Annotated in this window: 8 protein-coding genes, 2 tRNA genes and 4 rRNA genes; all 14 read left to right on the forward strand. The window is 40.8% G+C overall.

Going from position 1 to position 21,015, the window contains the following annotated elements; genetic code table 11:
- Complete coding sequence (dnaA, locus tag MHB44_RS00005) at window positions 1-1,350, forward strand: chromosomal replication initiator protein DnaA (protein WP_341301090.1); 1,350 nt, start codon at window positions 1-3, stop codon at window positions 1,348-1,350.
- Window positions 1,351-1,520: 170 nt separating this feature from the next.
- Window positions 1,521-2,657 carry a DNA polymerase III subunit beta gene (gene dnaN / locus MHB44_RS00010; RefSeq protein WP_341301091.1) on the forward strand — a complete coding sequence of 379 codons (1,137 nt, stop codon included), beginning with the start codon at window positions 1,521-1,523 and terminating at the stop codon, window positions 2,655-2,657.
- A gap of 128 nt (window positions 2,658-2,785) precedes the next feature.
- A complete protein-coding gene (gene yaaA, locus MHB44_RS00015) occupies window positions 2,786-3,010 on the forward strand; it encodes a S4 domain-containing protein YaaA (protein WP_341301092.1) in 225 nt (74 codons plus the stop codon).
- Between the two features lie 3 nt (window positions 3,011-3,013).
- Window positions 3,014-4,129, forward strand: coding sequence for a DNA replication/repair protein RecF (gene recF, locus MHB44_RS00020; protein ID WP_341301093.1), 1,116 nt, complete (start codon window positions 3,014-3,016; stop codon window positions 4,127-4,129).
- Between the two features lie 92 nt (window positions 4,130-4,221).
- Complete coding sequence (gene gyrB / locus MHB44_RS00025) at window positions 4,222-6,159, forward strand: DNA topoisomerase (ATP-hydrolyzing) subunit B (RefSeq protein WP_341301094.1); 1,938 nt, start codon at window positions 4,222-4,224, stop codon at window positions 6,157-6,159.
- Window positions 6,160-6,183: 24 nt separating this feature from the next.
- On the forward strand, window positions 6,184-8,649 hold the full coding sequence (gene gyrA / locus MHB44_RS00030; RefSeq protein WP_341301095.1) for a DNA gyrase subunit A: 2,466 nt from the start codon (window positions 6,184-6,186) through the stop codon (window positions 8,647-8,649).
- 142 nt (window positions 8,650-8,791) lie between these two features.
- On the forward strand, window positions 8,792-9,874 hold the full coding sequence (locus tag MHB44_RS00035) for an HD-GYP domain-containing protein (RefSeq protein WP_341301096.1): 1,083 nt from the start codon (window positions 8,792-8,794) through the stop codon (window positions 9,872-9,874).
- 1,502 nt (window positions 9,875-11,376) lie between these two features.
- Window positions 11,377-12,928 (forward strand): 16S ribosomal RNA (locus MHB44_RS00040).
- A gap of 99 nt (window positions 12,929-13,027) precedes the next feature.
- Window positions 13,028-13,104 (forward strand) — tRNA-Ile (locus MHB44_RS00045).
- Window positions 13,105-13,116: 12 nt separating this feature from the next.
- Window positions 13,117-13,192, forward strand: a tRNA-Ala gene (locus tag MHB44_RS00050).
- A gap of 212 nt (window positions 13,193-13,404) precedes the next feature.
- A 23S ribosomal RNA gene (locus tag MHB44_RS00055) occupies window positions 13,405-16,333 on the forward strand.
- Between the two features lie 69 nt (window positions 16,334-16,402).
- Window positions 16,403-16,518 (forward strand): 5S ribosomal RNA (gene rrf / locus MHB44_RS00060).
- Together the 16S, 23S and 5S rRNA genes with 2 tRNA genes alongside form the textbook arrangement of a ribosomal RNA operon.
- Window positions 16,519-18,005: 1,487 nt before the next feature.
- The gene (locus MHB44_RS00065; RefSeq protein WP_341301097.1) at window positions 18,006-18,899 is read left to right on the forward strand and encodes a patatin-like phospholipase family protein; all 894 of its coding nucleotides are present in this window, start codon (window positions 18,006-18,008) and stop codon (window positions 18,897-18,899) included.
- A gap of 310 nt (window positions 18,900-19,209) precedes the next feature.
- Window positions 19,210-20,761: ribosomal RNA gene (locus tag MHB44_RS00070) — 16S ribosomal RNA — on the forward strand.
- The last annotated feature ends 254 nt before the right edge of the window (window positions 20,762-21,015 follow it).

Consider the following 21,015-nt stretch of genomic DNA (forward strand, 5'->3'; position numbering starts at 1 on the left):
TTGGAACATTTAGAAGAACTATGGAATAATGTCCTGGCTCAGGTAGAACAAAAAATTTCTAAACCAAGCTTTGAAACGTGGCTAAAGTCTACAAAATTACTATCTTACAATGGTAGTGGTTCCACTGTGACAATTGCTGCGCCCAATTCGTTTGCTCGAGACTGGCTTGAAAATCATTATATTCATTTGATTACAGGTATATTAACGGAGCTTACAGGCGAAGACTTGCTTATTAAATTTGTTGTTCAAAAAAGTCAGGGTTCGGACGATTTCGATTTGCCGGCGCCGATTATCCAAGCAAAAAATAACGATCACCATGATATTTCACCAGGTATGTTAAACCCGAAGTATACTTTTGATACGTTTGTTATTGGCTCTGGTAATCGCTTTGCACATGCTGCCTCACTAGCTGTCGCTGAAGCACCTGCGAAGGCATATAATCCCTTCTTTATTTATGGGGGAGTTGGGCTAGGTAAAACACACTTAATGCATGCGATTGGTCATTATGTATTGGAACATAATCCGAATGCCAAAGTAGTTTACTTATCATCTGAGAAATTTACCAATGAGTTTATTAACTCTATTCGTGATAACAAAGCACTTGATTTTCGCAATAAATATCGGAACGTAGATGTGCTACTAATTGATGATATTCAATTCCTCGCGGGAAAAGAATCAACACAGGAAGAGTTTTTTCACACGTTTAATACATTGCACGAAGAATCAAAACAAATTGTTATATCAAGTGACCGACCGCCAAAGGAAATTCCAACGTTGGAAGATCGGCTACGTTCACGCTTTGAATGGGGCTTAATCACTGATATTGCGCCACCTGACTTGGAAACTCGTATTGCGATCCTACGTAAAAAAGCAAAGGCAGATGGCTTAGAGGTACCAAATGAGGTAATGCTTTATATCGCGAACCAGATTGACTCCAATATTAGGGAGCTTGAAGGTGCGCTTATTCGCGTCGTTGCCTATTCATCACTAGTTAATAAAGATATTACAGCAACATTGGCTGCTGAAGCATTGAAGGATATTATTCCAAATTCAAAGCCACGCACTGTAACCATACTAGATATTCAAAATGCAGTAGGAGAGCATTTTAGTATTCGTTTAGAAGATTTCGCTGCAAAAAAACGTACAAAATTAATTGCTTTTCCGCGCCAAGTTGCTATGTATTTATCACGCGAATTAACGGATTTCTCACTGCCGAAAATTGGTGAAGAATTTGGGGGGCGTGACCATACAACCGTTATCCATGCGCACGAAAAAATATCTTCTTTGTTGAAAAATGACGTTCAGCTCCAACAAGATATTAAACAAATTCGTAGCATGCTAGGGAAGTAATGGCTGTGGACAAATCCAATATTTAAACACAAACTTATGCACAGTCTATCTACATGTGGATAGACTGATTTTATTCGCTTTAAATATACTTATCCACAAATCCACAAGGCCTATTACTATATCTCTTTATTTTATATAAATAAATAATATATATATGTGAGGGAAAATGAATGAAATTTAATATTTTACGTGACCGTTTATTAGAGGGCCTAAATGATGTTATGAAGGCTGTAAGCTCCAAAACAACTATTCCAATTTTAACTGGCATTAAAATTGATGTGATAGAGGAAGGTATTCGTTTAACAGGTAGTGATGCGGATATTACGATCCAAACTTTTATTCCAGCTGAAGAAGATGGGCAACAAATTATTCAGATTGATGAAACAGGCTCAATTGTTGTCCAAGCTCGTATGTTTAATGAAATTGTACGTAAATTACCAACAAATGATGTTGAAATTCATGTAACATCTGGTTTCCAAACACATATCCGTTCAGGTAAATCTGAATTCCATTTAATCGGCTCTGATGCTACTGAATATCCATTATTGCCTGAACTAACAGAGGATCAAAAATTTACTATTCCTGCTGATTTGTTAAAAACAATTATCCGTGAAACAGTGTTCGCTGTGGCCACTTCAGAAAGCAGACCAGTGTTGACAGGTGTAAACTGGCAAATTAAAAATGAGACATTAAGCTGTGTTGCAACAGATAGCCATCGTTTAGCAAGACGTAAAGTTCATCTGGAAAATTTACCAGAAGTTGAGCATAGCGTTGTTATTCCAGGAAAAAGTTTAAATGAGCTTAATAAAGTATTAGAAGATTCAACAAATCCTGTACAAATTGTTATTACAAGCCAGCAAGTATTATTTAAAGCTGATGATGTACTATTTTTCTCTCGTTTACTTGAAGGAAATTATCCCGATACATCACGCTTAATTCCAGAAGAATATCAAACAAATGTAACGATCAATGGTAAAGCTTTATTACAAGCCATTGACCGTGCATCATTAGTAGCACGAGGCGACCGTAATAATGTTGTACGCTTTGAAATATTAGATCATGAAGCTGTTGAAGTTTCCTCTAATTCACCTGAAATTGGGAAAGTACAAGAAGAAATTCCTGTCGAATCACTAGAAGGGGAAAATCTAAAAATTTCTTTTAGCGCAAAATATATGATGGAAGCGTTGAAGGCTATTGATGGTCAAGACGTAGTAATTCAATTTACAGGGGCAATGAGACCATTTATTTTACGCTCTGTTCATGATGATGCTATACTACAATTAATTTTACCTGTACGAACTTACTAAAAGATTTGAAAATCTATATAGATTAAAAAGCTAGGGTAGTCGCTTATTGCGACTATCTTTTTTTACTTATAGTGAAATTTTAGGTATGATAGAGAGAAAGAAAGTCTGTATTCGGAGGGGAACACACTATGAAGGACATTAAAATTAATGAGGAGTTTATTACGCTGGGACAGCTACTAAAAGTAACAGATGCCATTAGTTCAGGTGGAATGGCCAAGTGGTTTTTACAAGAAAACGCTGTTTATATAAATGGTGAAGTAGATGATCGCCGAGGTCGTAAACTACGTGACGGAGATATTATAAACATTCCTGGATGTGGTCGCTTTCAAATTGTAGGACCAGCTGGACAGTAAAGTATGCATATTGAGCAATTACAACTAACAAATTACCGTAACTATGATGCCTTAGATTTAAACTTCTCTCCTAAAATTAATGTTTTCATTGGTGAAAATGCTCAAGGAAAAACAAACGTTATGGAATCCATCTACGTATTAGCAATGGCTAAATCTCATCGTACAACGAACGATAAAGAATTGATACGTTGGGATTCAGACTATGGTAAAATAGAAGGGGCCGTTCAAAAAAGGCACGGTATTTTACCAATAGAACTTACGATTACAAAGAAGGGTAAAAAGGGCAAGATAAATCATATAGAGCAAAGTCGCCTCAGTCATTATATTGGTCAAATGAATGTTGTTATGTTTGCACCTGAAGATCTAAATGTCGTAAAAGGCAGTCCGCAAATACGCCGACGTTTTATTGATATGGAGATTGGGCAAATTTCGCCTGTTTATTTACATGATTTATTGACCTTTCAAAAAATTTTAAAACAGCGTAACCATTTCTTAAAGATGAATCAAGGCAAATCTATATCAAATGATGTGATGTATGAGGTCTACAATGAACAATATATTCAAGCAGCCATCCAAATTATTCGTAAAAGATTTCAATTTATGGATTTATTGCAGGAGTGGGCTGAGCCTATACATGCAGGGATATCACAAGGAAAGGAAACACTGATTATAAAATATCGTACAGTAGCTGGTATTGAAAAAGAACATAATATTGACGAAATTGAAAATATTTTACATCGAAAATTGATGGAAGCGAGAGAGCGTGAATTTGACAGAGGTGTCACACTAATTGGACCACATCGCGATGATTTGCAGTTTTTGGTAAATAGTTATGATGTTCAAACTTATGGCTCACAAGGACAGCAACGTACAACTGCATTGTCTTTAAAGCTTGCTGAAATTGAATTAATTAAACAAGAAACAAACGAAACACCCATCCTACTTTTAGATGATGTATTATCGGAACTCGATGATTATCGCCAATCGCACTTATTAAACACTATTCAAGGTGAAGTTCAAACCTTTGTTACAACGACAAACGTTGATGGAATTCATCATGAAACAATGGAGCAGGCTGAACTGTTCCACGTGAAACAAGGAGCGATTGAAGAAAGTTAGCCAGGGTAGTTTTTTAGATTACAAAAGAATGGTAATAGTCAGCTCGGTTGACTGTTCATTCATTTACACACAATGATGTTATGAAGGAGTAGATGAAAGCCGTGGCTATAGAGAACGAAGGTTTACAAAACCAAGCTTATGAGGCCGATCAGATACAAGTCTTAGAGGGCTTAGAAGCAGTACGTAAAAGACCAGGGATGTATATTGGTTCAACAAGCTCAAAGGGTCTTCACCATCTAGTATGGGAAATTGTTGATAATAGTATCGATGAAGCCCTTGCAGGATTTTGTACAGATATAAAAGTGACAATTGAAAAAGATAATTGGATTCGCGTAGAAGATAACGGGCGTGGGATTCCTGTAAGCATTCAAGAAAAAATGGGTAAGCCCGCTGTTGAAGTTATTATGACTGTCTTACATGCTGGAGGTAAATTTGGCGGTGGAGGCTACAAGGTATCTGGTGGTCTTCATGGTGTGGGGGCCTCAGTTGTGAATGCTCTTTCTGTTGAGACAATTGTTCAGGTGCATCGTGAAGGACAGATCCATGAAATTAAATTTGAGCGCGGAAAAACAGCTCAAAAATTAACGGTTATCGGTGAGACCAATCACAATGGTACAACTACTCGCTTTAAAGCCGATCCGGAGATTTTTAAGGAAACAACTATTTATGAATTCGATATTCTAGCACACCGTATTCGAGAATTAGCTTACTTAAACCGTGGTATCAAAATTACAATTACAGATGAACGCGGAGAAGAGGAGCGTTCTACTACATATCACTATGAAGGTGGTATTCGTTCGTATGTAGAGCATCTTAACCAATCGAAAGATCCTATTCATGAGCCGATCGATGTACTTGGAGAAAAGGATGGTATTTCAGTTGAAATTGCTATGCAATATAATGCTGGATTTTCATCCAATATTTTTTCGTTCGCTAATAATATTAATACGTATGAAGGTGGTACGCATGAGTCTGGTTTTAAAACCGCACTTACACGCGTTATTAATGATTACGCACGTAAAAATGGGCTATTAAAAGAAGCTGATGCCAATCTTACAGGTGAGGATGTACGTGAAGGATTAACTGCTATTGTTTCTATCAAACATCCAGATCCTCAATTTGAAGGACAAACAAAAACAAAGTTAGGGAATTCAGAGGTAAGCCAAATTACAAACTCATTATTCTCAGATGGCTTTGAACGTTTTATGTTAGAAAATCCAACTGTTGCACGTAAGATTATCGAAAAAGGCTTAATGGCAGCTCGTGCACGTGTGGCTGCGAAAAAGGCACGTGAATTTACTCGTCGCAAAAGTGCACTTGAAGTATCTAGTTTACCAGGTAAATTAGCTGACTGTTCTTCGACAAATCCAGCTGACTGTGAAATTTATATTGTTGAGGGTGATTCAGCTGGCGGTTCTGCGAAAAGTGGACGTGATCGTCATTTCCAAGCCATATTACCTTTGCGTGGGAAAATTTTAAACGTTGAAAAGGCACGTTTAGATCGTATTCTTTCAAATGCTGAAATTCGCGCCATGATTACAGCCTTTGGTACTGGAATTGGGGAAGAGTTCAATTTAGAAAAGGCCCGTTATCATAAAATCATTATTATGACAGATGCTGATGTCGATGGTGCACATATTCGAGTGCTACTGTTAACATTTTTATTCCGCTTTATGCGTCCGCTTATCGAGGCAGGCTATGTTTATGCAGCCAAGCCCCCATTATATCAAGTAAAGCAAGGGAAGCATGTAGAGTACTGCTATTCAGATGAGGAATTAGATGAAATTTTAAATCGATTATCAAGCATACCAAAGCCAAACGTGCAGCGCTATAAAGGTTTAGGTGAAATGAATGCGGAGCAGCTATGGGAAACAACAATGGACCCAGCACATCGTACATTAATTCGCGTTGAACTAGACGATGCAATTGAGGCAGATCGAATTTTTGACCAACTAATGGGCGATGACGTTGAACCGCGCCGTCATTTCATTGAAGAAAACGCTGTGTATGTTCAAGATTTAGATATTTAATCGTTTGGAAGGGAGGTCTATATTTTGTCTGAGATCGAACATGAAAATATTCAAGGAAGAAATATTACGACTGAAATTAAAACATCATTTTTAAGCTACGCGATGAGTGTTATTGTATCGCGTGCTTTACCAGATGTACGAGATGGCTTAAAGCCTGTGCATCGTCGAATTTTATATGGAATGCAGGAGCTAGGCAATACATCAGATAAGCCGTACAAAAAAAGTGCTCGTATCGTAGGGGATGTAATGGGGAAATACCATCCACATGGTGATTCTTCTATTTATGATGCAATGGTTCGTATGGCACAGGATTTTAGTTATCGCTATATGCTAGTAGATGGACATGGAAACTTCGGCTCTGTGGATGGTGATGGTGCAGCTGCGATGCGTTATACGGAATCTCGTATGTCGAAAATTGCCATGGAAATGCTACGTGATATTAATAAAGATACAATTGATTATGAGCCAAACTATGATGGTAGTGAGCGAGAGCCAAAAGTATTACCATCTCGTTATCCAAACTTACTAGTAAACGGTGCTTCTGGTATTGCGGTAGGTATGGCAACAAATATCCCCCCACATCAGCTTGGTGAAACGATTGATGCCGTACTGGCTTTATCTGATAATCCTGCAATTACGACAGAAGAGTTAATGGAGATTATACCAGGACCAGACTTCCCAACAGGAGGTTTAATTATTGGTCGCTCTGGTATTCGTCGAGCTTATGAAACAGGTCGTGGCTCTATTATTATTCGCGCAAAGGTAGAAATTGAACAAAATAGTAGCGGTAAAGAAACAATTTTAATTCATGAGCTGCCTTATCAAGTAAATAAAGCGAAATTAATCGAAAAAATCGCCGAGCTTGTACGTGATAAAAAAATCGATGGCATTACTAATTTACGCGATGAATCAGACCGTCGTGGGATGCGTGTCGTCATTGAAATACGTCGTGATGCGAATGCAAATGTCGTACTGAACAATTTATATAAGCAAACGGCAATGCAGTCGAGCTTTGGAGTAAATATGCTCGCACTAGTAGATGGTCAGCCAAAAATTTTAAGCTTAAAAGAGGCGCTGTATCATTATTTAGAGCATCAAAAAGTAGTCATTACTCGCCGCACGGAGTTTGAACTACGTAAGGCCGAAGAGCGTGCACATATTTTAGAAGGTTTACGTATCGCACTTGACCATATCGATGAAATTATCGCCATTATTCGCGGCTCTCGTAGTGGTGAAGAAGCGAAGCCTGTCTTAATGGAGCGCTTTACTTTAAGTGAACGACAAGCACAGGCAATCCTCGATATGCGTCTTGTTCGTTTAAGTGGATTAGAGCGTGAAAAAATCGAAGCCGAATACCAGGAGTTACAAAGATTAATTGGAGAATTAAAGGCAATTTTAGCGGATGAAGCAAAGATACTTGAAATAATTCGTAAGGAAATGCTTGAAATTAAAGAGCGTTACAATGATAAGCGTCGCACAGAAATTACTGCTGGTGGCCTTGAAATGATTGAGGATGAAGATTTAATTCCACGAGAAAACTCAGTCGTAACATTGACGCATAACGGTTATATTAAGCGTCTAGCTGCCAATACATACCGTTCACAAAAACGTGGTGGCCGTGGTGTACAAGGTATGGGTACAAATGAAGACGATTTTGTAGAGCACCTTATGAATACTTCCACTCATGACACGATTCTATTCTTTACATCAAAGGGTAAAGTATTTAGAGCAAAAGGCTATGAAATTCCGGAGTTTGGTCGTACAGCTAAAGGCTTGCCAATGGTTAATCTGCTCAATATTGAAAAAGATGAAAAAGTAACAGCCATGATTCGTGTGGATTCATTTGTTGAGGATGCGTACTTTATTTTTACAACGAAAACCGGTATTACCAAACGTACACCTGTATCTCAATTTGCCAATATCCGAACAAATGGGCTGATTGCCATTAGCTTACGAGAAGATGATGATCTTATTTCGGTACGATTAACAGATGGCAATAAGCAAGTTATTATTGGTACACGTGATGGTATGCTTGTTCGTTTCCAAGAAGAGGATATTCGTTCTATGGGCCGTACAGCAGGCGGGGTACGTGGTATTAAGCTCCGTGATGGTGATGAGGTTGTAGGAATGGAAATTGTTGAACCAGGCCAAGAAATTTTAGTTGTTACGGCAAAAGGTTATGGTAAACGTACTGCTGAAGAGGAATATCGTTTACAAAGCCGTGGCGGAGTCGGGTTAAAAACAATCCATATTACCGATAAAAACGGTCCAATGGTTGCTGTAAAAACAGTGGATGGTTCTGAGGATTTAATGCTTATTACAATTAATGGAATGTTGATCCGTATGGATGTTAATGATATTTCATTAATTGGCCGTAGTACGCAAGGTGTTCGTTTAATCCGCTTAGGAGATGATGAGCTGGTGGCAACAGTGGCCAAAATTGAAAAAGAAGAAGATTCTCATGAAGATGAAGAAAATATAGAGGAATGATGAAAAGCCGATGATGACCATGAAGAGTCATTCATCGGTTTTTCATTATAAATTATGAAAAATAAGTAACTATTTTGAATTCCGTGATAAAATGGAAATACCTTCAATGAAACAAGCTAAATAGTGAAGAGGTGTTTATTTCGTGGAAACTATACATGTACCGATTTCAGAGTTAGGCGTTGGTCGAGTAATTTCTGAGGATATTTTTGCCAATACACAATATCCTATCATTTTTAAAGACACGATGATTTCCTATGTACATTTGCAAGTCTTTCATGCATTTAATATTTCTCATGTACCCGTTTATAAAGGGCAGAGTGATACTCAAGCTGAAAAGAAAGAAACGAATGTAGAGGTTATGATAGAAGAAATCCCCGCTTTTAGAAAAGTTTATAATCGTTCAGTCGAACAATTTAAAAGGGAATTTAAAAATTGGGAAGCGGGTGCTAAGGTAGATATTGCGAAGGCTAGAACGATTATTTTACCCCTAGTAGAAATGGTACTAGATGATCGTACTATTGTTTTTGATCTAAATGAGTATTCAAATCCCAAAGATTATTTATATCATCATTGTGTAGCGACTGCATTAATTTCTGCTGTTATAGCTCAAAAGTTAGGATATGATAGAGGCATGACCATTCAAGTAGCGATTGGTGGTTTACTGGCTGATTGTGGCATGGCGAAAGTACACCCACGTATTCGTGATAAAAAGTCACCTTTAACAGAGCAGGAATTTGATGAAATTTATAAGCATCCTATTTATAGCCATAATATGGTGAAAGATTTAACGATTCTAAAGGAGACAATGAAAGAAGCCATCTTTCAACACCATGAACGTTTAAATGGAAGTGGCTATCCGAAAGGTGAAAAAATTGCTAATATTTCTATTTTTGCGCAAATTATTGCTGTGGCTGATGTTTTCCATGCTATGACTTGTGAACGGGTATATAGGTCTAGGCAATCCTCGTTTAAAGTAATAGAAATGATTAATGAATCGGAATTTGGTAAGTTTGATATTAAAGTAGTACGCGCATTAATTGATATTGTGGCAGACTTACCTATTGGCACAATTGTTGAACTTTCTAATTTAGAGCGCGGTGAAGTCATGTTTGTTAATAAATTTGCACCCACACGACCACTTATTAAATTACTTCATTCAGGAGAGATTTTTGATTTAAGCAAAAATCGTACCTTTTATATCTCACGAATCATCACCAATATGTAAGAAGGTATAAGAATCATTATAAAAGAAACCATACACCCACCTACTATCAATAATTAAGCGATAGTAGGTGGGTGTTTTATAATTTAGCAGCTAACTAAATATGCTAAGCGTTTAGCTAACTTACATAAATTAAATGACTAACCTTCGTATATGATTCGACAAAAATCCAAGGTCACCATAATTTGTGTCTTACACATGTATCGTTTTGTTTGTTAATTTGAAAGGTTAGTATGGTTAATAATATATGGTAGTCAGTTCAAAATTAAGTATTAAAAGATTCGACGTACTTGATTAGAGTATTGTGCAAAGAAATAATTGGTACACTTCAATTATTTATTTTGGAAAGACCTTCAGGCATCAGCAGCACCAGCTATTTATGTGCTCCAATCAAATAAAGGAATTGTGATTAATTCTAGTATGGAGATGAAATAATAAGGGACAGTATTCTATTATAAATGATTTATCACTCTAGCTTGTTGACGGCAGTATTTGTTTATTAAACAATAGTTTTGATTTTCTGGAAGTTCACATATAGACAATTCAAGTTGTGAATGAGCGCGATTATTTAGAAAAACACCCAGCAATGAAAGAAGATACTACGATACTCTTATATAGTTACTGTTTTTGGCTAATATCACTGGGGTAATTTTTTATATGCTGCATGGTAATCAATAATTGGAGATGTTCTTAGTAAGGAGGCACCAGTTGTTATATCTAATCCCCATTTTCTAAAATCAATGGTTTTAAGCTTTCAATTTATCATCAAGAGTAGAGCGAATAGGAATCGATAAACATTTTTTTTAGAGTTAATATTTTATGAATATTTTTTAACATCTCCATTGCTTGATAAAGTAACTTATTTTTAAAATGTCAAATAGCTCTGCCATCGTTGGAATAAAAATCTTTTCGATTTAAACTATGTCCTTATCATTTTTTAATTCATCCTGTATCTAAAATATTTGCTTTTTCCTCACGAAGGTACTGCCTAAAAATCCTCTAAAAGCTTTCAATACACAGTCCTCAATCGATACCCTATTATGAAGATTATAAATCAGTGAGTGAATTTGAAGTTAAGTATTTTCTATTATGTAGTTATTCCAACTAACAAAAAAGGTTAACAGTGAAAGGAACAGCAAATACACACAAAAGGTTTTATTTTCAAAGGCTAGGCTGTCTTTAGAAATCATGTTATCCATTCTGCTTGTATCATGAGTACTCTCGAGTAAGAGAAACTTATTTATTTGTTTAGTTGGAGAAGAAGACTCTAAATATATTTTTTGAAATATATTTAGAGAAAGTGTTGACATTATTTTAGTATCTTGGTATTATAAATAAGTCGCCAAGAGGTGATGATGAAATACAAAGAAAATGAACCTTGAAAACTGAACAAGCAAAACGTAATCAATCAAGTTTTAAGTAGCTAGCTTCAGCTAGTGAACAAAACAAAAATTTTGGACATCAAAATTGATGCCAGCAAAACAATTTGAGCAAATCAAATTTCTTTTATGGAGAGTTTGATCCTGGCTCAGGACGAACGCTGGCGGCGTGCCTAATACATGCAAGTCGAGCGAACAGAGAAGGAGCTTGCTCCTTCAACGTTAGCGGCGGACGGGTGAGTAACACGTGGGCAACCTACCCTATAGTTTGGGATAACTCCGGGAAACCGGGGCTAATACCGAATCATCTCTTATGCTTCATGGTAAAAGACTAAAAGACGGTTTCGGCTGTCGCTATAGGATGGGCCCGCGGCGCATTAGCTAGTTGGTGAGGTAATGGCTCACCAAGGCGACGATGCGTAGCCGACCTGAGAGGGTGATCGGCCACACTGGGACTGAGACACGGCCCAGACTCCTACGGGAGGCAGCAGTAGGGAATCTTCCACAATGGGCGAAAGCCTGATGGAGCAACGCCGCGTGAGTGAAGAAGGTTTTCGGATCGTAAAACTCTGTTGTAAGGGAAGAACAAGTACAGTAGTAACTGGCTGTACCTTGACGGTACCTTATTAGAAAGCCACGGCTAACTACGTGCCAGCAGCCGCGGTAATACGTAGGTGGCAAGCGTTGTCCGGAATTATTGGGCGTAAAGCGCGCGCAGGCGGTCCTTTAAGTCTGATGTGAAAGCCCACGGCTCAACCGTGGAGGGTCATTGGAAACTGGGGGACTTGAGTGCAGAAGAGGAAAGTGGAATTCCAAGTGTAGCGGTGAAATGCGTAGAGATTTGGAGGAACACCAGTGGCGAAGGCGACTTTCTGGTCTGTAACTGACGCTGAGGCGCGAAAGCGTGGGGAGCAAACAGGATTAGATACCCTGGTAGTCCACGCCGTAAACGATGAGTGCTAAGTGTTAGGGGGTTTCCGCCCCTTAGTGCTGCAGCTAACGCATTAAGCACTCCGCCTGGGGAGTACGGTCGCAAGACTGAAACTCAAAGGAATTGACGGGGGCCCGCACAAGCGGTGGAGCATGTGGTTTAATTCGAAGCAACGCGAAGAACCTTACCAGGTCTTGACATCCCGTTGACCACTGTAGAGATATAGTTTCCCCTTCGGGGGCAACGGTGACAGGTGGTGCATGGTTGTCGTCAGCTCGTGTCGTGAGATGTTGGGTTAAGTCCCGCAACGAGCGCAACCCTTGATCTTAGTTGCCATCATTTAGTTGGGCACTCTAAGGTGACTGCCGGTGACAAACCGGAGGAAGGTGGGGATGACGTCAAATCATCATGCCCCTTATGACCTGGGCTACACACGTGCTACAATGGACGATACAAACGGTTGCCAACTCGCGAGAGGGAGCTAATCCGATAAAGTCGTTCTCAGTTCGGATTGTAGGCTGCAACTCGCCTACATGAAGCCGGAATCGCTAGTAATCGCGGATCAGCATGCCGCGGTGAATACGTTCCCGGGCCTTGTACACACCGCCCGTCACACCACGAGAGTTTGTAACACCCGAAGTCGGTGAGGTAACCTTTTGGAGCCAGCCGCCGAAGGTGGGATAGATGATTGGGGTGAAGTCGTAACAAGGTAGCCGTATCGGAAGGTGCGGCTGGATCACCTCCTTTCTAAGGATATTTACGGAAGGTTTCATCGAGGATGAAACAATGATTACGTTTTGCGTTCAGTTTTGAAGGTTTATGAATAATTATATAAAACTTCCAAGAGGGCCTATAGCTCAGCTGGTTAGAGCGCACGCCTGATAAGCGTGAGGTCGATGGTTCGAGTCCATTTAGGCCCACCATATATACCTCTTGGGGCCTTAGCTCAGCTGGGAGAGCGCCTGCCTTGCACGCAGGAGGTCAGCGGTTCGATCCCGCTAGGCTCCACCATTTTTTTGTTCTTTGAAAACTGGATAAAACGACATTGAAATTGTAACAAACACATTTATTTTTTAAGTTTTTTTATAGGCTTAATAATTTAAGGGTTTTGAGATACGAGTTAGGCAAGGAAGCGATTGAGTGAGTGAAGGAGCGTACCTCTGTACGTGACTGAACGAGTGAATGAAGCTGACGCTGTATAACGACGTATATCGAAAGCCGTAGGTTAAGTTATTAAGGGCGCACGGCGAATGCCTTGGCACTAGGAGCCGATGAAGGACGGCACTAACACCGATATGCTTCGGGGAGCTGTAAGTGAGCTTTGATCCGGAGATTTCCGAATGGGGGAACCCACTACGTTTAATCGCGTAGGATCTTGACGTGAATTCATAGCGTCTTGAAGGCAGACCCAGGGAACTGAAACATCTAAGTACCTGGAGGAAGAGAAAGAAAAATCGATTCCCTGAGTAGCGGCGAGCGAAACGGGAAGAGCCCAAACCAAGAGGCTTGCCTCTTGGGGTTGTAGGACACTCTATACGGAGTTACAAAAGAGCGAGTTAGATGAAGCGACTTGGAAAGGTCCGCCAGAGCAGGTAACAGCCCTGTAGTCGAAAGTTCGTTCTCTCCAGAGTGGATCCTGAGTACGGCGGAACACGTGAAATTCCGTCGGAATCCGGGAGGACCATCTCCCAAGGCTAAATACTACCTAGTGACCGATAGTGAACCAGTACCGTGAGGGAAAGGTGAAAAGCACCCCGGAAGGGGAGTGAAAGAGATCCTGAAACCGTGTGCCTACAAGTAGTTAGAGCCCGTTAATGGGTGATAGCGTGCCTTTTGTAGAATGAACCGGCGAGTTACGATTACGTGCAAGGTTAAGCTGTAGAAGGCGGAGCCGCAGCGAAAGCGAGTCTGAATAGGGCGAAATAGTACGTGGTCGTAGACCCGAAACCAGGTGATCTACCCATGTCCAGGGTGAAGGTAAGGTAACACTTACTGGAGGCCCGAACCCACGCACGTTGAAAAGTGCGGGGATGAGGTGTGGGTAGCGGAGAAATTCCAATCGAACCTGGAGATAGCTGGTTCTCTCCGAAATAGCTTTAGGGCTAGCCTCGTGATGAGAATACTGGAGGTAGAGCACTGTTTGGACGAGGGGGCCATCCCGGTTTACCGAATTCAGACAAACTCCGAATGCCAGATATTTATACACGGGAGTCAGACTGCGAGTGATAAGATCCGTAGTCAAAAGGGAAACAGCCCAGACCACCAGCTAAGGTCCCCAAGTAATCGTTAAGTGGAAAAGGATGTGGCGTTGCACAGACAACCAGGATGTTGGCTTAGAAGCAGCCATCATTTAAAGAGTGCGTAATAGCTCACTGGTCGAGTGACGCTGCGCCGAAAATGTATCGGGGCTAAACGATTCACCGAAGCTGTGGATTGACATCTACGATGTCAGTGGTAGGAGAGCGTTCTAAGTGCGTTGAAGTCAGACCGGAAGGACTGGTGGAGCGCTTAGAAGTGAGAATGCCGGTATGAGTAGCGAAAGACGGGTGAGAATCCCGTCCACCGTATGACTAAGGTTTCCTGAGGAAGGCTCGTCCGCTCAGGGTTAGTCGGGACCTAAGCCGAGGCCGATAGGCGTAGGCGATGGACAACAGGTTGATATTCCTGTACCACCTCCTCACCGTTTGAGAAATGGGGGGACGCAGGAGGATAGGGTAAGCGCGCTGTTGGATATGCGCGTCCAAGCAGATAGGCGTGTGTGTAGGCAAATCCGCACACTGTAACGCCAAGCTGTGATGGCGAGTCCGTATGGACGAAGTTCCTGATTTCACACTGCCAAGAAAAGCCTCTATCGAGGTGAGAGGTGCCCGTACCGCAAACCGACACAGGTAGTCGAGGAGAGAATCCTAAGGTGTGCGAGAGAACTCTCGTTAAGGAACTCGGCAAAATGACCCCGTAACTTCGGGAGAAGGGGTGCTCTGATAGGGTGAAAGCCCGAGAGAGCCGCAGTGAATAGGCCCAGGCGACTGTTTAGCAAAAACACAGGTCTCTGCAAAACCGTAAGGTGACGTATAGGGGCTGACGCCTGCCCGGTGCTGGAAGGTTAAGAGGAGTGGTTAGCGCAAGCGAAGCTGCGAATTGAAGCCCCAGTAAACGGCGGCCGTAACTATAACGGTCCTAAGGTAGCGAAATTCCTTGTCGGGTAAGTTCCGACCCGCACGAAAGGCGTAACGATCTGGGCACTGTCTCAACGAGAGACTCGGTGAAATTATAGTACCTGTGAAGATGCAGGTTACCCGCGACAGGACGGAAAGACCCCGTGGAGCTTTACTGTAGCCTGATATTGAATTTTGGTACAACTTGTACAGGATAGGTAGGAGCCAGAGATCTCGGAGCGCCAGCTTCGAAGGAGGCGTCGGTGGGATACTACCCTGGTTGTATTGAAATTCTAACCCATGCCCCTAAGCGGGGCAGGAGACAGTGTCAGGCGGACAGTTTGACTGGGGCGGTCGCCTCCTAAAAGGTAACGGAGGCGCCCAAAGGTTCCCTCAGAATGGTTGGAAATCATTCGTAGAGTGTAAAGGCACAAGGGAGCTTGACTGCGAGACCTACAAGTCGAGCAGGGTCGAAAGACGGGCTTAGTGATCCGGTGGTTCCGCATGGAAGGGCCATCGCTCAACGGATAAAAGCTACCCCGGGGATAACAGGCTTATCTCCCCCAAGAGTCCACATCGACGGGGAGGTTTGGCACCTCGATGTCGGCTCATCGCATCCTGGGGCTGTAGTCGGTCCCAAGGGTTGGGCTGTTCGCCCATTAAAGCGGTACGCGAGCTGGGTTCAGAACGTCGTGAGACAGTTCGGTCCCTATCCGTCGTGGGCGTAGGAAATTTGAGAGGAGCTGTCCTTAGTACGAGAGGACCGGGATGGACACACCGCTGGTGTACCAGTTGTCTTGCCAAAGGCATCGCTGGGTAGCTATGTGTGGACGGGATAAGTGCTGAAAGCATCTAAGCATGAAGCCCCCCTCAAGATGAGATTTCCCATTACGCAAGTAAGTAAGATCCCTCAAAGACGATGAGGTAGATAGGTTCGAGGTGGAAGTGTGGCGACACATGGAGCTGACGAATACTAATCGATCGAGGACTTAACCAAAATGTTTAAACTATTCAATGCATCGTTTATCCAGTTTTGAAAGAATAACCCTTTCAACAATATACAAAGTCTAGTGATAATGGCAAAGAGGTCACACCCGTTCCCATCCCGAACACGGAAGTTAAGCTCTTTCGCGCCGATGGTAGTTGGGGGCTTCCCCCTGCGAGAGTAGGACATCGCTAGGCCAACAAAAACAGTCAGCATCTAGCTGACTGCTTTTTTGTATGTGTGGTGTATATAATATAGTAGGCTATCCAGATGTTAAAAATCCTTATTAGAATATACACATCAACTAATCTCTAAGGGAAAGTTAGTTGCTTGACTTTAAATGTCTGTATAAATAGTCAATGAGTCCACAACATAGGAAATTTATGTAATAAATTTGTAAATGTACCAACAATAAGGAAAATCGTATTTTGCACTTGAAATGTGTGTCCCTTTACACCGGGAAATTTGAGCCATTTCTTAGTCAAGATAAACGTAATAGCATGTTTTTGGTAGAATTTATATAGAACTTAGCAGGCATAATTTCCTCATTAAAGTTATAGCAATAAAGATTAAACGCCAAAATTAAGGTATCATGTTTGACCACTCCAAATAAAATAGACACGCTTCTCTATCACAATGTGGACTTTTTACTTAACCTATTCTCACTATGTTTGTCCAGTACTTATTCAGTCTGATATGTTGAAATAGCTCAAGTAATCTTACATAATAACTAATTTATAATTTGTGTATTTTTACGTGTTGGTGATTACTGGGAGATATATCCTTCTATGAAGCAAAATGATGTGTTGGAGGAAACAGCTCTATATTTTACTGATTTCTGCTGGAATTACTGTTATAATAACGTTTTGATAACCAGAACTATTCTTCAATCTCTATAATCAATAATAGTCAATATTTTATATATTCTAATTTTCAAAGTCTAATTAACTCCCAAAGATCTTATAATCTTAATTAGGGGAACAAAACTCTTTTTAATCAAGCTATATTGTAATAATTCCTCAATTTATCCCGCATCAAACACTCCATTTTTTCCTAAAAAAATTTGGCTCGTTGCCATTTGCAATTGTTATATTAAAAAATTTTTCAAACATTCCACAGAGATTTTCAATATAGACCGATACTCTTTATCATAATCTGTGTGACTCCATAGCTTTCTAGCCTTTCCAACAGACGAAATAAGTTTCAGATAAGGGTTAAAAATGTTTTCATCGTTAGGTTCCCTAAAATCCAAGCATAATCATTCCAAATAAGAAGATCACAAATAGTAGGTGAATTTAAAAATAAGCATTTTTTATATGTAATTATCCTACTATCAGGTATAGCTAATAAGAAATTTAACGCAGTATTCGCGCAAACAGTAATGTTTCTAAATTGTAAGCTATTGAAAAAGACACATCTTTCATCCTTTTTCTGTCCCGATCTTTATGGACAGGAAGAACTGATTTTCATATTGGTTATGGGAGGAAAAAACTTATAAGTGTTTTATTTATAATGAATTAGCCTTTCTCTTTTTCTAAAATTATTCAATTAACTACCACTGCTAAAGTATCGATATCAAGCTTTTATCTAATTATAAGAAATGACAATAAAGTACAAAATTTAGTTCTAATCACCATTATCCATTCTTATATTGTAAAGATTACGCGAAAAAGGAGAGGGAATTTTGTGGATTGATGGTGTGTTTTCTGGTGGAGGTTTGAAGGGATTTGCATTGGTTGGAGCGTATCAGGTGTTAGAAGCGGAGAATTTTCGGTTTAAACGCGTGGCTGGTACAAGTGCAGGTGCAATTTTAGCTGCATTTATTGCTGCAGGATATAGCGGAAAAGAAATTGAAATGATGCTAGAGGAATTGGATATACCTTCATTATTAGATCCAAGAAGAACATTATTGCCTTTTCCTTTTATGAAATGGATAAATGTGTATAATCATTTAGGTTTGTACAAAGGAAAAGCATTAGAAAAATGGTTTTTTCAAAAATTATCAAAAAAGGGTGTATATACTTTTGGAGATTTACCAAAAGATTCATTAAAACTAGTAGCATCAGATTTAACAAATGGCAGAATGATTGTGTTACCAGATGACTTACACAAATATCATATTGATGCAAAAAACTTCTCTGTTGCCTGTGCATTACGTATGAGCTGTGGTATACCATTCTTTTTTGAACCAGTTACTTTAAAAAATGGTAGAGGTGAATCAATAATTGTTGATGGAGGTGTTCTAAGTAATTTCCCATTATGGATTTTCGATGATAGAGAGGGGAGAAAAGTACGCCCAATTTTAGGTCTAAAACTTAGCAGACGAAGAGAAGAGCAATGTCCACATGAAATTAAAAATGGTTTAAATTTATTTGAAGCATTATTTTCAACTATGAAAGATGCACATGATGAAAGGTATATTTCCAGACGACATGAGAGAGATATTATTTTTATTCCTGTGGAAGACTATAGTGCAACACAATTTGATCTGAATGAAGAAACGAAAGAAACACTATTAGAAATAGGGAGAAATCGTACAATTCAATTTTTAAGAAATTGGCCGAGGTTTAGATTATAAAATATATATAAAGCTATTGACCATTAATAAATAAGGTGTTATTATATAAAAGTTGCTACTGAAACAGTAACTACTAGAATATAAAAATAAAATAACTGTTTGACAATATATATAAAACATGTTATTATATAAAAGTTAACTCTTAACAAAGAGATGACGCAAAATATAAAGAATAATGAACCTTGAAAACTGAACAAGCAAAACGTAATCAATCAAGTTTTAAGTAGCTAGCTTTGGCTAGTGAACAAAACAAAAATTTTGGACATCAAAATTGATGCCAGCAAAACAATTTGAGCAAATCAAATTTCTTTTTATGGAGAGTTTGATCCTGGCTCAGGACGAACGCTGGCGGCGTGCCTAATACATGCAAGTCGAGCGAACAGAGAAGGAGCTTGCTCCTTCAACGTTAGCGGCGGACGGGTGAGTAACACGTGGGCAACCTACCCTATAGTTTGGGATAACTCCGGGAAACCGGGGCTAATACCGAATCATCTCTTTTGCTTCATGGTAAAAGACTAAAAGACGGTTTCGGCTGTCGCTATAGGATGGGCCCGCGGCGCATTAGCTAGTTGGTGAGGTAATGGCTCACCAAGGCGACGATGCGTAGCCGACCTGAGAGGGTGATCGGCCACACTGGGACTGAGACACGGCCCAGACTCCTACGGGAGGCAGCAGTAGGGAATCTTCCACAATGGGCGAAAGCCTGATGGAGCAACGCCGCGTGAGTGAAGAAGGTTTTCGGATCGTAAAACTCTGTTGTAAGGGAAGAACAAGTACAGTAGTAACTGGCTGTACCTTGACGGTACCTTATTAGAAAGCCACGGCTAACTACGTGCCAGCAGCCGCGGTAATACGTAGGTGGCAAGCGTTGTCCGGAATTATTGGGCGTAAAGCGCGCGCAGGCGGTCCTTTAAGTCTGATGTGAAAGCCCACGGCTCAACCGTGGAGGGTCATTGGAAACTGGGGGACTTGAGTGCAGAAGAGGAAAGTGGAATTCCAAGTGTAGCGGTGAAATGCGTAGAGATTTGGAGGAACACCAGTGGCGAAGGCGACTTTCTGGTCTGTAACTGACGCTGAGGCGCGAAAGCGTGGGGAGCAAACAGGATTAGATACCCTGGTAGTCCACGCCGTAAACGATGAGTGCTAAGTGTTAGGGGGTTTCCGCCCCTTAGTGCTGCAGCTAACGCATTAAGCACTCCGCCTGGGGAGTACGGTCGCAAGACTGAAACTCAAAGGAATTGACGGGGGCCCGCACAAGCGGTGGAGCATGTGGTTTAATTCGAAGCAACGCGAAGAACCTTACCAGGTCTTGACATCCCGTTGACCACTGTAGAGATATAGTTTCCCCTTCGGGGGCAACGGTGACAGGTGGTGCATGGTTGTCGTCAGCTCGTGTCGTGAGATGTTGGGTTAAGTCCCGCAACGAGCGCAACCCTTGATCTTAGTTGCCATCATTTAGTTGGGCACTCTAAGGTGACTGCCGGTGACAAACCGGAGGAAGGTGGGGATGACGTCAAATCATCATGCCCCTTATGACCTGGGCTACACACGTGCTACAATGGACGATACAAACGGTTGCCAACTCGCGAGAGGGAGCTAATCCGATAAAGTCGTTCTCAGTTCGGATTGTAGGCTGCAACTCGCCTACATGAAGCCGGAATCGCTAGTAATCGCGGATCAGCATGCCGCGGTGAATACGTTCCCGGGCCTTGTACACACCGCCCGTCACACCACGAGAGTTTGTAACACCCGAAGTCGGTGAGGTAACCTTTTGGAGCCAGCCGCCGAAGGTGGGATAGATGATTGGGGTGAAGTCGTAACAAGGTAGCCGTATCGGAAGGTGCGGCTGGATCACCTCCTTTCTAAGGATATTTACGGAAGGTTTCATCGAGGATGAAACAATGATTACGTTTTGCGTTCAGTTTTGAAGGTTCATTCTTTCTGAATGAAACACTTCATATATGTGCTCCTGTCGCTACACTTTCGTCGCAAAGCTGCGAAGAAGTAGAAGCAGGCAGTAGCTTTGTTCTTTGAAAACTGGATAAAACGACATTGAAATTGTAACAAGCTGTTTTTGTGCGAAAGCGCAGCGACAGCAACAAACACATTTATTTTT

The sequence above is a fragment of the Lysinibacillus sp. FSL H8-0500 genome (assembly GCF_038051955.1).
Taxonomy (GTDB): domain Bacteria; phylum Bacillota; class Bacilli; order Bacillales_A; family Planococcaceae; genus Lysinibacillus; species Lysinibacillus macroides.